The sequence below is a fragment of the Vibrio sp. FF145 genome (assembly GCF_041439075.1).
GTDB lineage: Bacteria > Pseudomonadota > Gammaproteobacteria > Enterobacterales > Vibrionaceae > Vibrio > Vibrio tasmaniensis_A.
In genome coordinates, this window is sequence record NZ_JBGONH010000008.1 from 90,405 (window position 1) to 104,887 (window position 14,483).

At 43.1% G+C, this 14,483-nt stretch carries 13 protein-coding genes; 9 read left to right on the forward strand and 4 right to left on the reverse strand.

The window, feature by feature from the left end:
- Positions 1–123: 123 nt before the first annotated feature.
- Positions 124–1,545, forward strand: coding sequence for a 16S rRNA (cytosine(1407)-C(5))-methyltransferase RsmF (gene rsmF / locus ACED42_RS05150; protein ID WP_371701721.1), 1,422 nt, complete (start codon positions 124–126; stop codon positions 1,543–1,545).
- A 347-nt stretch (positions 1,546–1,892) separates the two neighbouring features.
- Here rsmF and ACED42_RS05155 read toward each other — a convergent pair whose 3' ends face one another.
- The gene (locus ACED42_RS05155) at positions 1,893–2,801 is read right to left on the reverse strand and encodes a S1 RNA-binding domain-containing protein (protein ID WP_009846647.1); all 909 of its coding nucleotides are present in this window, start codon (positions 2,799–2,801) and stop codon (positions 1,893–1,895) included.
- Between the two features lie 28 nt (positions 2,802–2,829).
- Between ACED42_RS05155 and ACED42_RS05160 the strand changes: the two genes are divergently transcribed.
- The gene (locus ACED42_RS05160) at positions 2,830–4,185 is read left to right on the forward strand and encodes a hypothetical protein (protein WP_371701723.1); all 1,356 of its coding nucleotides are present in this window, start codon (positions 2,830–2,832) and stop codon (positions 4,183–4,185) included.
- A gap of 122 nt (positions 4,186–4,307) precedes the next feature.
- Here the strand turns inward: ACED42_RS05160 and ACED42_RS05165 are convergent, their stop codons facing one another.
- Both ACED42_RS05165 and ACED42_RS05170 read right to left on the reverse strand, forming a co-directional pair.
- A complete protein-coding gene (locus ACED42_RS05165) occupies positions 4,308–4,790 on the reverse strand; it encodes a PaaI family thioesterase (protein ID WP_371701725.1) in 483 nt (160 codons plus the stop codon).
- A 176-nt stretch (positions 4,791–4,966) separates the two neighbouring features.
- Positions 4,967–5,854, reverse strand: a complete 888-nt coding sequence (locus ACED42_RS05170; protein WP_017103473.1) for a putative PEP-binding protein — start codon at positions 5,852–5,854, stop codon at positions 4,967–4,969.
- Between the two features lie 207 nt (positions 5,855–6,061).
- On the opposite strand from ACED42_RS05170, the gene ACED42_RS05175 reads away from it, so the two are divergent.
- Positions 6,062–7,120: a 3-deoxy-7-phosphoheptulonate synthase gene (locus tag ACED42_RS05175; RefSeq protein WP_009846643.1), complete on the forward strand. Its 1,059-nt coding sequence runs from the start codon at positions 6,062–6,064 to the stop codon at positions 7,118–7,120.
- A gap of 12 nt (positions 7,121–7,132) precedes the next feature.
- Positions 7,133–7,615 (forward strand): YajQ family cyclic di-GMP-binding protein, encoded by a 483-nt coding sequence (locus ACED42_RS05180; RefSeq protein WP_004733632.1) that lies wholly within the window; start codon positions 7,133–7,135, stop codon positions 7,613–7,615.
- 163 nt (positions 7,616–7,778) lie between these two features.
- Here the strand turns inward: ACED42_RS05180 and ACED42_RS05185 are convergent, their stop codons facing one another.
- Positions 7,779–8,720, reverse strand: coding sequence for an NAD(P)-dependent oxidoreductase (locus ACED42_RS05185; protein WP_371701727.1), 942 nt, complete (start codon positions 8,718–8,720; stop codon positions 7,779–7,781).
- 480 nt (positions 8,721–9,200) lie between these two features.
- Here ACED42_RS05185 and ACED42_RS05190 point away from each other — a divergent pair, with 480 nt between their 5' ends.
- The 5 genes from ACED42_RS05190 to ACED42_RS05210 all read left to right on the forward strand — a co-directional run bounded on the left by ACED42_RS05190 (position 9,201) and on the right by ACED42_RS05210 (position 14,371).
- Complete coding sequence (locus tag ACED42_RS05190) at positions 9,201–10,229, forward strand: amino acid ABC transporter substrate-binding protein (protein ID WP_004733634.1); 1,029 nt, start codon at positions 9,201–9,203, stop codon at positions 10,227–10,229.
- Between the two features lie 71 nt (positions 10,230–10,300).
- On the forward strand, positions 10,301–11,506 hold the full coding sequence (locus ACED42_RS05195; RefSeq protein ID WP_009846641.1) for an amino acid ABC transporter permease: 1,206 nt from the start codon (positions 10,301–10,303) through the stop codon (positions 11,504–11,506).
- Between the two features lies 1 nt (position 11,507).
- Complete coding sequence (locus tag ACED42_RS05200) at positions 11,508–12,605, forward strand: amino acid ABC transporter permease (RefSeq protein WP_009846640.1); 1,098 nt, start codon at positions 11,508–11,510, stop codon at positions 12,603–12,605.
- A gap of 22 nt (positions 12,606–12,627) precedes the next feature.
- The gene (locus ACED42_RS05205; RefSeq protein ID WP_009846639.1) at positions 12,628–13,392 is read left to right on the forward strand and encodes an amino acid ABC transporter ATP-binding protein; all 765 of its coding nucleotides are present in this window, start codon (positions 12,628–12,630) and stop codon (positions 13,390–13,392) included.
- A gap of 313 nt (positions 13,393–13,705) precedes the next feature.
- The gene (locus tag ACED42_RS05210) at positions 13,706–14,371 is read left to right on the forward strand and encodes a Bax inhibitor-1/YccA family protein (protein WP_371701728.1); all 666 of its coding nucleotides are present in this window, start codon (positions 13,706–13,708) and stop codon (positions 14,369–14,371) included.
- The last annotated feature ends 112 nt before the right edge of the window (positions 14,372–14,483 follow it).

Sequence of the window (14,483 nt, forward strand, 5' to 3'; positions counted from 1 at the left end):
AATAATTCATCATCAAAATGCAGCCATTCGGCTGCATTTTTGTTGTTTGCTATAAATATGGTTTAGGACGGCCTCATTTTGCTTTAAACTCCCCGCATTAATGCAATAAATCGAGACACTCTTTTGCACGCTAACGTATATATTCCTGAAGAATTTCTAACGCACATCGAATCAATCATGCCTAGTCATCTAGATATGGCTTCTTTTGTCGCATCATGCCAAAAACCACTTCGTAAAAGTATTCGAGTCAACACATTGAAAATCAGTGTTGAGGACTTCTTAGTACGTGCAAAAGAGAAAGGCTGGGAACTGGAACCTGTACCTTGGTGCGAAACGGGGTTTTGGATTACAGCGGACGAAAGTGAAGCGCCACTAGGTAATACGGCAGAACACATGTCTGGCCTTTTCTATATCCAAGAAGCCAGTTCTATGATGCCACCGTCAGCACTTTTCCAAGGTGAGGCTGACTACCAAGCCGTATTAGACACTGCGGCTGCACCCGGTTCTAAAACAACGCAAATCGCGGCGCTAATGAATAATCACGGCGTATTGGTTGCCAATGAATACGCAGCAAGCCGCGTGAAAGTTCTTCATGCCAACATCGAACGTTGTGGCGTTCGTAATGCCGCACTCAGTAACTTTGATGGTCGAGTTTTCGGTGGGTGGTTACCAGAACAGTTTGATGCTGTGCTGCTAGACGCGCCCTGCTCTGGTGAAGGTACGATTCGCAAAGACGCTGATGCGATGAAGAACTGGACGTATCAATCTGTAGTCGATATTGCTGACACTCAAAAAGATCTGATCGAAAGTGCTTTTCATGCTCTCAAACCTAACGGCGTGCTGGTTTACTCAACCTGTACGTTAAGCACGGAAGAGAACCAACAAGTGTGTCATCACCTAAAAGAGACCTTTGGTGATGCGGTTGAGTTCGAGTCTTTAGAAAACTTATTCGCCAATGCTAAAGCAACCACAACAGAAGAAGGCTTTCTACATATTTTCCCACAAGTGTATGATTCAGAAGGTTTCTTCGTTGCGCGCATCCGCAAACTAGCGTCTGTGACACCACCAGAAGTGAAAAAACGTCTGGGCAAATTTCCATTTGAAAAAGCGTCAAAGAAAGCTCAACAAAAAGTCGCTGAACAACTGCTGGGCGCACTCGATATCGAACTACCAAGTGATACTCAAGTTTGGATTCGTGACAAAGACGTTTGGCTATTCCCGGAAGCGCTAGAACCTATGATCGGTGAGTTCCGTTTCTCTCGCATGGGCATCAAGATCGCTGAAACCCATAAAAAAGGTTACCGCTGGCAGCACCAAGTCGCGACAACGCTCGCAACAGGCAATGAAGCCAACATTGTAGACCTTAGTATTGAAGATGCTCGTGAATGGTTCATGGGACGCGATGTTCGCCCTGAAGGCTTGTCAGGCAAAGGTGAAGTACTAGTGAAGTACAATGGTGCGATCATCGGCCTTGGTAAGTGGGTTGGCAACCGAGTGAAGAACGGTTTACCACGCGAACTCGTGCGCGATAAGAACCTATTCTAAATAGCTTTCGGGCTTAACGGCTTAACGGCTTAACGGCTTAACGGCTTAACGGCTTAACGGCTTAAAGAATCGCACAAACAAAAAGCCCAAACAATGTTAATTGTTTGGGCTTTTTGTATTCTACCGGTCATGTAACTCAGTGTGCGAGCGCTTGTAAATCAACGACTAATTATACAAACATCAATTCAAGTCACTATTTCAAATAAGAAAAATCGCACTTTAGGAAATCTAAACTAGACTTCAACCTAATAGTCAAAAGATTGGAACGATTAGCGTAGGCTCTTCGGAGCCCTTTCCCCTAAGCCCAAACAGGAAGGTTTGGGCTTTTTTTTGACCGAAAGAATCGCTTATTTAACTAAGCTGATACCTTCTTTGTCGATAGTGATCTTGCCAGATTTGTACAAACCACCAATTGTCTTCTTGAACGTACCTTTACTGGTTCTGAATGCAGAGAAAATAGCTTCAGGAGAAGACTTATCATTCAAAGGCAGGTAACCGCCCTTCTTCTCAAGAAGATCCAGAACCTTAGTGCTTAGGTCATCCATCTTGGCGACACCAATTTTCTGAAGAGACAAATCAATCTTACCGTCTTCTTCACGAACGTTTTTAATGTAGCCTTTTAGTGTCTTACCAATAAACAGCTTACCGATGATGTCTGATGGGAAAATCATACCCCAGTGTTCACCGTTCACGATCGCTTTGTAACCAAGTTGGCTGCGCTCAGCGATAATGAGATCGACTTGCTCATTTTGCTTATAAGTCGCAGGCGTGTTGTCTAACCATTTGTTGAACTTCGTTGTACCAACGATACGGCTCGATGCTTTATCGATATACACATATACTAAGATTGACTGGCCTTCGTTTAAACGGCCGCGCTGCTCGCTGAAAGGAACAAGAAGGTCCTTACCTTTCACGCCCCAGCTCATGAATGCACCAGTGCTGTTAACACCTTCAACCGTCATCAAGCCAAACTGCCCTACTTGAGCGATTGGTTTTTCAGTTGTGGCAGCGATCTGGTTGTCAGAATCAATGTATAAGAAAACATCTAGCTTTTGACCAATTTCAACACCTTCAGGAGTAAATCGTTTCGGCAGCAACACCGTTCCATAGTCGCTCGCGTCAAGGAATACACCGAAGTCTGCTTGTTTTACTACTTCTAGGTTGTTTATTTGACCAATATTAATCATCAAGATTGTCTCTACTTTAAATTTGGCGGTGATTATACGTGATCTCTGATATGCTTTCGCTAGTTTCATTCATATTTTTATATTCTAGGAGACATCGTTGATCACCGTTGATAAACAAGATGCGATAACACTTAAAATTAACCATGCGATGGCGAAGACCAAAAAGCTCGATATGGACGTTTATCTATTCATTCCCGGTGAACTCGGACTGACTCCTGAAGTACTTTCTGAAAGTGCCTTCTTTTACAGTTCAATTACTCAAAAGCGTGCTTACTACAGTGATAAGACACTATTACCATTGGTACACAGCCGCTTGGCAAAACGCGGACGCTTATCGACGACACAGTATCGTGTGAGTTTGAGTTTGTTCGCCTATCAATACGTGATTGCTTTAGATAAAGCCGTGAGCAGCTTGAATAAGACAGATAGTGACGACGTAACGGCTGATGACGTCGATGAAGTCATCGAACTGGCTTTGGATATCCTCAAGAAGCTTCGTCGTAGTATTCCTTATGAAGAAAACCTAAAGCGCTATTATGCCAATATTGATAACTACCTTTCTTGGTACACGGAGCAAAAATTCTTATCTTTGGTATCACATATGCCACGTGGCAGTGAATACTCAACGATAAAAGAGCGACTCTTGACGCTTTGTGAAAAAGAGACCGCCCATCGAAAACTTAATCGCTATAACTCAGCGAAGGTACGAGAAGACGTAACACGTTTGAGCAACAAGATGCGACTGTTGCGACGTTTGATCGAACACCCTATCGTCCTCAAAGAAAAGACGACATCAATGGGTAAAAACGTGAAGAGAGCCGTTAAAGGCATCGCCACAGGCTTGGTCATGGTGGTAGTTACCACAACCGTTATATTAGCTCGCGACTTTCTAGGAGAGATTACCGCATCTTTCATCGTATCGATGTCATTCATTTACGCTTTGCGTGAAATCTTCAAAGATGATTTAAGAGACATACTGTGGCGCTGGCTGCGTAAAGGCAAGCCCAAGTGGAAGCGTCGCTACTTTGATCCAACAACCAATAAATCTGTCGGCCACAAGCTTGAATGGTTGGACTACGCGAATTTTTCTAAGTTAGCAGACCGTATTCAATCCATACGTAAGAAACGTGTTGTTCAACGTGAAGAGCAAGTCTTGCACTATCGTTCACATACCGAGATGTCGACGTCAACATTCATGAGTGGTTACGAAGAGACTCGTGAAACGTTATCGATCAGCCTGAGAGCGCTGACACGCTTGATGGACAAGGGGTCAAATAACGTATATCGCCTGAATGAAGGGCAAGTAAGCCGCGAGTCTGTCGAAAAGCGTCACCTGCTCAACCTGATCATTAAAGAGAACAATCACGATGATGAGCCTACCTATTACCGCTGGAAAATAGTCATGAACCGTTCAAAAATCGTTGATATCGAGCAAATCACTCAAGAATCATAACATTGTTAGGATGTGCGGTACGGTATGTGGGTATTCAATTCACATACCGCTCTTCCACTTGTTCAACGACTTCTGTCGAACTATGATCTTCAGATTCAGCCCAACCTTATACTTCGGAGCTATTATCTAGCTGGGACTTTCTTAATCGAAAGTGTTAGCGTGAATTCCGCCATTGGTTCGTCGCCATGCAAAGACGGGCAGGTCGCTATGATGGTCACTGGTTGATTCACACGCTCGCCAGTAGACATGGTTTCTGCCAACATAGTGTTGATCAGCTCACCATCGTTACAAGTGAAGTGTACGTCACCTTCTGGACGCTTCAAGAAATTACCTGTCACATCTTTAAATGCCAAAGAAATCTTTTCGCCCTGCTGCTGAGATTTACTCATAGCAAGGAAACCACCTGCTACGTCAGCTCCCACAGCTAACACACCAAAATACATGCTATTGAGGTGATTCTTGGTTCGCCTTTTGAGTGGAATTTTCACTTCAACATGTTGATTATCCAGCGCGAGCAGTTTTGGTCGACATAGCCAGATCAGAGGTACTTTGAAAAAGCCAAACATGCTCAAGTAGAAATTTGCTTTTTGTAGAGGGGTCAGCATTCGGATTACCTAGTCAAATAAGTCATCAGACCAGTTAATCGATTAGCGATGTACATGTCAAAAAAATGTTACAAAAAAGAGATATCATCGCATAATGATATCTCCCTTTTTCTCTAAGCTTTAGTGACTTAGATAAACTCAAACAGCAAGTTGATTTATCTAAACAATAAGCTGGTTTATGCAGTGATGACTGTTTCTACACCTTCGAGATCCGCAATGAACCCTTGTAAGCGCGGGTAGTCCACCAAGCCTTGAGTCACAAGCAGGACGGGCTTCTTTGCGTTCAGCGTTGCTTTAACAATCATACTCAACAAGGTAATAACCGCCTCGTTTTGAGGATCAAAAGCGTGTTGCTGAGCTTCATTGTGCTTGTCTACACCTAAAGTGAAAGACGCTAAGCTATCAACGTTCACCACAACACCATCGAAGTAATGAAGTAACCTTTCGCTTAGTAGCACAGCAGACGGCACATCGCACGAGAACAGAACTTTCAAGCCATTCAGACCACGCGGTAAGCCTTGCTCTGCAAGCAAATCAATAATCTTAGCGGCATCGCTTAATGCTCGTACATACGGTACAACCACTTCAACGTTAATACCCTGCTCTCGCAGCACTTTAATAACCTGACACTCTAAAGCGAAAGCCTTGCTGTACTCGGCTGTCGCATAACGCGCAACCCCACGAACACCTAGTGCCGGGTTTATCTCTTCGGCTTCACAGCTACCACCAAGTAGCGAACGGAAGCCATAGCTATCAGCACTACTTAACGCAATACGAACAGTGGCGTGGTTTGGCTGAACGGCTGCTTGAATGGCAATCACTAAGGTCGAAACAAAATGCTCATCGACTGTTTTATCGCCAAGGATCGCATCTAAAGAGGTTTTTTCGATATCAGTCAGTGTTTCTAAATGACTTTCAATACTTGGATGATAGAAGACACGATCCATGACCAATTCAGATAATGAAACGTATAAGTGGTTGGAATTATTATTATCGTTGTAAGAAGGCAGCACATCACCTAAGACAAGTTCTGGGTGCAAAGTGCTTTGATTTTCTTGAGTCATTGCTGCTCCAGCATTTTTATGTTGTGTTCAAACGAAAATACCGATAGCTGCCTGCTAATACAAGTGAAAATCCCCCATTTGACGTTGGCCTGCTGATAAAAATGAGAATATTAGCAATAACAGAGATAACTTTGACTTAAGAGAGTTTATTCCTCTGTTCAATTCCGTTATCTTAACCACTTCGCAATAGAATAAAAAAGCTATCACATGCCATTAAAAACTGATGAGTTGAGAACCCAAGCTCTGGGTCCTATGCCAACTCCTGCCGAACTAGGCAATGCACACCCTATTACTGACGACGTTGCTGAGCGCATTAAGAATTCTCGCCGCCAAATCGAAGATATCCTAACGGGTCGTGATAATCGCCTATTAGTTATCGTTGGTCCTTGCTCTGTTCACGATACAGATGCGGCACTTGATTACGCTGAACGTCTAAGCCAGATTCAAGATCAATACAAAGACGAACTGTTCGTTGTAATGAGAACCTACTTCGAGAAGCCTCGTACTGTTGTAGGTTGGAAGGGTTTGATTACCGATCCGAACCTCGATGGTTCATACGCACTTGAAACAGGCTTGAATAAAGCACGTAAGCTATTGCTAGATATCAACAAGCTTGGCCTAGCTACCGCGACTGAATTCCTTGATATGATCACCGGCCAGTACATTGCAGACCTTATCACTTGGGGCGCAATTGGTGCTCGCACGACTGAATCTCAGATTCACCGTGAAATGGCTTCTGCACTGTCTTGCCCAGTTGGCTTCAAAAATGCAACTAACGGCAACATCAAAATTGCCATTGATGCGATTCGCGCTGCGCATGCTTCACACTACTTCTACTCTCCAGATAAGAACGGCCGCATGACGGTTTACCGTACTTCTGGTAACCCATACGGTCACGTAATTCTACGTGGTGGCGATAAAGGCCCTAACTTCGATGCTGAATCTGTGGATAACGCATGTAAGCAACTGGCTGAATTCGATCTACCTCAACGTTTGGTTGTAGACTTTAGCCACGCTAACTGTCAGAAACAGCACCGTAAACAGTTAGAAGTAGCGCAAGACATTTGTGAACAAATCAAATCTAACAAGAATCAAATTGCAGGCATCATGGCGGAAAGCTTCATTGTTGAAGGTAACCAGCCAATGACAGATATCAACAACCTAGAATACGGCAAGTCTATTACTGACCCATGCCTAAGCTGGGAAGATACTGCAACAATGCTAGATATGCTTGCAACAGCAATTAAAGATAGAAACTTAGCTTAAGGAAACAACACAATGCCATCATTTGACATTATCTCTGAAGTAGAAGCAGTAGAACTGCGTAACGCGGTAGACAACGCAAACCGTGAACTATCGACTCGTTTCGATTTTCGCGGCGTTGAAGCAAGCTTTGATTACAAAGATGAATCAGTAAAATTGACTGCTCAAGACGATTTTCAACTGAAGCAAATGCGCGATATCCTTCGTAGCAACCTAACAAAACGTAATGTTGATCCTAACGCGATGGAAGCGAAAGCAGCAGACCAAACAGGTCGTACTTGGCACCAAACGGTTATCTTTAAGCAAGGTATCGAAACGGATGTTGCTAAGAAGATCGTTAAGCTAATCAAAGACAACAAAGTTAAAGTTCAAGCTTCTATCCAAGGCGACAAAGTTCGTGTAACGGGTAAAAAGCGTGATGACCTACAAGCTGTTATGGCTCTAGTTCGCAGCGGTGAGCTTGGTCAACCTTTCCAGTTTGACAACTTCCGCGACTAATTTTTGGTTGGAGCGACCAATTATTTGAGTTGTTCATCTATCAACACAATGTCGTGTTTTAAATAGCAAAAAGCCACTTCTTTTAGGGAGTGGCTTTTTATTTATCGGGCAGCTTTATTCGTATACCGCGAGGGCATTTGAACCGAGCTAGATAGATCGAGCCTTAACTGAGCACTTTTGCAGCAGACAGTTTCAGGTCTTTGCCAACCAATAGATTAAACTCTACGCTTGCTGGTGGAATAAATACACACACTCGCAATTTCTCTGCTCTGGCTTGCTCAAGCTTGGTTGATAGCTCTCCGCTATTAACATAGCTCTCTCTTTCTGCATCTCGACGGCATAAGTCTATAAATTCGAATGGACAATCGATTGGTGAAAGTACTAGCTCTGCCTCTTGCATCAGACGTAAAGCCTTCATAGAAAGTAGCTCAACATCTTCTTCAAATTCGATCCAAGTGACCTGCCCTTCACTATCAACTTGCTCAGTCAACGACTGTTGATAGTACGATTCAAGTTGATCCCTATCCGTCACTTGATTAATAAAACTGGACGACAAAAAGCGCTCCCAGAATTTTCGGCGTTCATCAACAGTAGGAAAGGACTCTTTAATTGAATTGCGTTTTGATGCACCGAAATCCGCTATCAAACCTATGTTCTGTGGCAATACAGTTTCGAGTTTTTCTCTAATATTTCTCACCAAAACAGGTGATGCACCCCCACTTGAGATCGCTATTTGGATTCGTCCGCGATTTATCATTGAGGGTGTGATGAAGTCACAATAGGGTAAGTCATCGACCACATTGACAAGAATACCCATTTTTTTTGCATCATTATGTACTTGATGGTTTAGGTTTGGATTGTCTGTGGTTGCCCACACTTGTAAGTAGTTATTCGAGATAAGCTGTGACGAGTAAAAATTTTGAACCCAACGAAGTTTGTCTTCATCGGCTAGCTCTTTTAAGTAAGGTGCAACCTTAGGAGAAACCAAAGTTACATTAGCACCCGCTCGTAGCAAACTGTCGACTTTTCGGCAAGCAACCTCGCCCCCACCAACCACTAGAATTGGCTTATTCTCTACATCCAAAAACATTGGGAAATAACGCATGTTCTTCCTTGAGACTACTTCAATAACTATTCAGACATGCTACCAAATTTGGAGCATATTCATAACTATCCAAGCGTAATAAAAATATTTATTGACCAAATTTCCACCTTTCTTAAGGCTAATCCGCCATCAATACGACTTTAATTCAGAATATTTACCTAGACCACCATCAATATAAAAACCTAAATCTCGTTGCACCAACAGTGTGAACCGTTGCACTATTTACATTCAGTTAACATTTGGTCATTCTAATTGTGTTCGGATTTGTGATTTCATTCAAAATTCTTTTTAAATTATACATTTGTGAAACTACGGATCCTTTCCTAACCTTATAAACAGTTGTTTAAATCGCACACGGTTTCATTTGCAAAATGCAACTCGCGTAATTTGAGCAACAAGGTCATAGACAACGCAACACACAAGAGACACTCAAACGAGTATGAGTATCAGGTGTCACCTGGTTAACAAGGAAGGATACAAATGACAAATAAACTAACACTTCTTGCTTCAGTAGTAGCTGCATCAACTGCGATGATGGCGACATCAGCATCAGCGGCAGAAAGCACTCTGGACAAAGTCACATCTCAAGGTTTTCTAACTTGTGGTGTAAGTACAGGTCTTCCAGGGTTCTCTAACCCTAACTCAAAAGGTGAATGGGAAGGAATTGATGTTGAGTATTGTCAAGCTCTTGCAGCGGCTGTACTCGGTGACAAGACTAAAGTTAAGTATGTACCGCTAACAGCAAAAGAGCGTTTTACCGCGCTTCAATCTGGTGAAATAGACGTACTATCTCGTAACACAACATGGACGCTACATCGTGACACTGCTCTAGGTTTGAACTTCGTAGGCGTTAACTACTACGACGGTCAAGGCTTCATGGTTAAGAAAGAACTTGGACTAACAAGTGCTCAAGAACTAGATGGCGCTTCAGTGTGTGTTCAATCAGGTACAACGACTGAACTTAACCTAGCCGATTACTTCCGTAACAGTGGCATGTCTTACAAGCCAGTGGTATTTGATACGGCAGCACAAACATCAAAAGGTTTCGACGCGGGTCGTTGTGATGTTCTTACAACTGACCAATCTGGTCTATATGCACTTCGCCTAAATCTAGCTGATCCTAAATCTGCACAGGTACTTCCTGAAATCATCTCTAAAGAGCCACTAGGCCCTGTTGTTCGTCAAGATGATGACAAGTGGTTCAACGTTGCTAAATGGACCCTTTCAGCCATGATTAACGCAGAAGAGTACGGCATCTCTTCTAAGAATGCTGACGAAATGCTTAAGTCAAAAGATCCAAACATCAAGCGTATTCTTGGTGTTGACGGTCCTAAAGGTAAAGGCCTTGGCATTCGTGACGATTGGGGTTACCAAGTAATTAAACAAGTTGGTAACTACGGTGAGAGCTTCGAACGTACTGTTGGTACAGGTTCACCACTACAGATCTCTCGTGGCGTAAACGCACTATGGAATGCGGGCGGCTTTATGTACGCTCCACCAATCCGTTAATAAATTTACAAGCATCAATTAGGGCGGACTTTTCCGCCCTATTTATTAAATGGATTTGAGGTTATAGCAGTATGAAACCTAATGAAACTATTTCTCCAACTCAAGAAAAACCACAGCCCAAAAGTGCCAACCTTTTTTACAACCCCACTTTTCGCTCAATTGTTTTCCAAATTCTCGCCGTCGCGGCGCTTTGTGCTTTCTTCTACACGATTGTAAATAATGCACTCACAAACTTAGATTCCCGTGGTATCGCCACTGGTTTTGATTTTCTCTCCCAAGAAGCTGGTTTTGGTATCGGCTTAACACTGATTGAATACGACGAAACATTCTCATACGGTCGTACATTCTTTATCGGTCTTCTCAATACCGCTTTAGTTTCAGTATTAGGCATCATGTTAGCCACAGTACTGGGCTTTAGTATGGGTATCGCTAGGCTATCTTCAAACTGGCTAGTTAGCCGATTTGCAGCTGTCTACATTGAGATATTCCGAAATATCCCTCTTCTTCTACAAATATTTTTTTGGTATTTCGCCGTTCTACAAGCATTGCCTTCCGCTCGTCAGAGTATGAGCCTGGGTGAAGCTATTTTCTTGAATGTACGTGGTTTGTACTTCCCAGCTCCAGTATTAGAACAAGGCAGTAGCATTGTCATCGCATCATTGATTGTCGGTATCATCGCTACTTTTGTTATCAACATCTGGGCTAATAACAAACAAAAACTAACCGGCCAACAAACACCAATGTTGCGAATTGCTGCGGCGCTGATTGTGGGCTTACCATTAGTCACTTACTTTGTTATGGGTATGCCTATCTCTGCGGAGTACCCTGTTCTGAAAGGGTTTAACTTCAAAGGTGGTATCAGCATCATTCCTGAATTGGCAGCATTGATGCTCGCTTTAAGTATCTACACAGCAGCATTCATCGCCGAAATTGTGCGTTCAGGTATTAATGCGGTAAACCATGGGCAAACAGAGGCTGCTATGTCTCTAGGGCTCCCGCGAACAAGAACTCTTAAGCTAGTCATTATTCCGCAAGCATTAAGAATTATTATCCCACCACTAACTAGTCAGTATTTAAACCTGACCAAAAACTCATCACTTGCGATGGCCATTGGTTATCCCGATCTTGTATCTGTCTTTGCAGGGACAACATTGAACCAAACTGGACAAGCTATCGAAGTAATCGCGATGACAATGGGCGTCTACCTGACTCTAAGCCTATTGACATCCGCTCTAATGAACATTTACAACCGCAAAGTAGCGTTGGTGGAGAGATAAGATGAGTACACATCAATTTCAACCTGATCTTCCGCCTCCAGCGAATACTGTTGGACCTGTCGGTTGGTTAAGAAAAAATCTATTTAATGGACCAATTAACAGTGTCGTCACTGTGGTGCTTGCTTACTTTGCTTTCACTTTATTATGGGCAATAGCTGATTGGGCATTCTTGAGCGCTGATTGGATAGGAACAACACGCGATGCCTGTACTAGCGAAGGCGCTTGTTGGGTTTTCATTAGCGTCCGTTGGGACCAATTCATGTACGGCTTCTACCCAGAAGCGGAACTGTGGCGTCCTCGCTTTTTCTACGCAACATTAGCTATTTTTGTTGCTTTGTTAGCTTACGAAAAAACACCTAAGCGTACGTGGATTTGGTTATTCTTCGTAAACATCTACCCGTTTATCATTGCAGGCTTACTATACGGTGGTGTATTTGGTCTAGAGGTTGTTGATACCCATAAATGGGGCGGCCTACTGGTTACACTGATCATCGCACTTGTTGGTATCGTTGTATCACTACCTATCGGTGTCGCACTGGCGCTAGGGCGTCGTTCAGAGATGCCAATCATCCGCAGTATGTGTACCGTTTACATCGAAATCTGGCGTGGTGTACCACTGATTACGGTTCTATTCATGGCCTCGGTAATGCTTCCGCTCTTTTTATCAGAGGGGATGGAGACCGATAAACTGATACGTGCACTTGTCGGGGTAGTACTGTTTAGTGCTGCTTATATGGCGGAAGTAATCCGTGGTGGTTTGCAAGCAATACCAAAAGGTCAATACGAAGCCGCTGACGCTCTAGGGTTGAGCTATTGGAAAAAAACGGGGCTTATCATTCTGCCTCAAGCTCTTAAAATCACGATTCCTTCAATTGTGAATACCTTTATTGGTTTGTTCAAAGATACCAGTCTAGTTTTGATTATCGGTATGTTTGATGTACTAGGGATTGGCCAAGCCGCGAATACCGACCCTGAGTGGCTTGGGTATTCAACAGAAAGTTATGTATTTGTCGCGTTAGTGTTCTGGGTGTTTTGTTTTGGCATGTCGAGATACTCGATTTGGCTAGAAAACAGACTTCACACCGGTCACAAACGATAATTAACAAGATCAAGGACGTATTATGACGCAGCAAACAGAAAACAACTCTCAAGGTCTTATGATCGAGTTAAAAGACATGAACAAATGGTACGGCGAATTCCACGTACTTAAAAACATCAATCTAGAGGTTAAGAAAGGCGAAAAAATCGTTATCTGTGGCCCTTCTGGCTCAGGAAAATCAACGATGATCCGTTGTATCAACCGGTTGGAAGAACACCAAAAGGGTCATATCTTCGTTTCAGGTAATGAATTGACGGAAGACCTAAAAAACATTGAAGCCGTGCGCCGAGATGTTGGTATGTGTTTTCAACACTTCAACTTGTTTCCACATCTGACGGTATTAGAGAACTGTACTCTAGCCCCTATTTGGGTCAAAAAGATGCCTAAAGAGGAAGCCGAAGCCATCGCGATGAAATTCCTTGAGCGTGTAAAAATCCCTGAACAAGCGGATAAATTCCCAGGCCAACTGTCAGGTGGACAACAGCAACGTGTGGCAATCGCTCGTTCTTTGTGTATGAACCCTCAGGTTATGCTATTTGACGAACCAACATCGGCACTAGACCCAGAAATGGTTCGTGAAGTATTAGACGTAATGGTCGAATTGGCCGAAGAAGGGATGACAATGTTGTGTGTAACGCACGAGATGGGCTTTGCTAAAGAGGTCGCAGATCGCGTTATCTTTATGGATGCCGGTGAAATCATAGAAGAGAACAACCCTGTCGACTTCTTTGAAAACCCACAATCGGATAGGACGCAGAACTTCTTGAGCCAAATCTTACACCATTAATATGTTATGATGCATAGACTACAGAGGCGGCTTAGGTCGCCTCTTTATTTTTCGATGTTCTTTTTATTTTTCGATGTTATCGTTCGTTTTCCAAAGGTTATAAATCATTAGCCAGTAACTATAAAAGTTTGAACATCGAGTGTTAGCGACACTTTATCGTCATTAGAAATACTTTGTTACACCTTCAGAAACACTTAACCGACTATTTTGATTATTATTTTAGGTATATAAGAGGAATGAAAGACTTGATTTTTCGAACTTTCAGCCCCATAAATGTACTAATAACTATTGAAGTCACCTTACGAGGAAGATTATGAACAGCCCTATGTTTTCACGCACAGCATCTCAAGAAAGTGCTCTGCAAACCAATAAAGTGTTGCGTAACACCTACGCACTACTGTCTATGACACTACTTTGGTCTGCTGTAGTAGCAGGCGTATCTATGGCGATGAACCTTCCTCGCCCTGGTCTTATCATTATGCTAGTTGGTTTCTACGGTCTTCTATTCCTAACAGAAAAGAACCGTGACAACAGCATGGGTCTAGTCTTCACATTCCTATTTACAGGTTTCTTAGGCTACACCATCGGTCCAATCTTAAACATGCACGTTGGCGCAGGCATGGGTGATGTCATCCTGACTGCACTTGGCGGTACTGCACTGGCATTTATGGCTGCATCTGCTTACGCCCTAACAACTAAACGTGACCTTTCATTCCTTAACGGTATGCTAATGGCTGGTTTCGTTGTTCTGCTAGTCGGCATGGTTGCAAACATCTTCCTACAAATGCCACTACTATCACTGGCAATGAGCGGTATGTTTATCCTATTCTCGACTGGTGTAATCTTGCTAACAACGCAAAGCATCATTCGTGGTGGTGAAACGAACTACATCTCTGCAACGATTAGCTTGTATGTTTCTATCTACAACATCTTCATCAGCCTACTAAGCATCTTAGGCATTATGGGTAACGACGACTAATCGCTTCCATCACTGAATCATATCTAGCCCAAGAGCCCATCTCTTGGGCTTTTTTTAGGTTCATCGCGGATTAGCGGGAACTTAAAACAAAAACGGTAGTAAGTGATATGGT

Bases quoted from the DNA above. Each gene is read 5' to 3' on its own strand.
- ACED42_RS05190 (WP_004733634.1), top strand. From the start codon at position 9,201: ATGACAAATAAACTAACACTTCTTGCTTCAGTAGTAGCTGCATCAACT.
- ACED42_RS05155 (WP_009846647.1), bottom strand. From the start codon at position 2,801: ATGAAACTAGCGAAAGCATATCAGAGATCACGTATAATCACCGCCAAA.
- ACED42_RS05210 (WP_371701728.1), top strand. From the start codon at position 13,706: ATGAACAGCCCTATGTTTTCACGCACAGCATCTCAAGAAAGTGCTCTG.
- ACED42_RS05175 (WP_009846643.1), top strand. From the start codon at position 6,062: ATGCCATTAAAAACTGATGAGTTGAGAACCCAAGCTCTGGGTCCTATG.
- ACED42_RS05200 (WP_009846640.1), top strand. From the start codon at position 11,508: ATGAGTACACATCAATTTCAACCTGATCTTCCGCCTCCAGCGAATACT.
- ACED42_RS05205 (WP_009846639.1), top strand. From the start codon at position 12,628: ATGACGCAGCAAACAGAAAACAACTCTCAAGGTCTTATGATCGAGTTA.
- ACED42_RS05185 (WP_371701727.1), bottom strand. From the start codon at position 8,720: ATGCGTTATTTCCCAATGTTTTTGGATGTAGAGAATAAGCCAATTCTA.
- ACED42_RS05195 (WP_009846641.1), top strand. From the start codon at position 10,301: ATGAAACCTAATGAAACTATTTCTCCAACTCAAGAAAAACCACAGCCC.
- ACED42_RS05170 (WP_017103473.1), bottom strand. From the start codon at position 5,854: ATGACTCAAGAAAATCAAAGCACTTTGCACCCAGAACTTGTCTTAGGT.
- ACED42_RS05180 (WP_004733632.1), top strand. From the start codon at position 7,133: ATGCCATCATTTGACATTATCTCTGAAGTAGAAGCAGTAGAACTGCGT.
- ACED42_RS05165 (WP_371701725.1), bottom strand. From the start codon at position 4,790: ATGCTGACCCCTCTACAAAAAGCAAATTTCTACTTGAGCATGTTTGGC.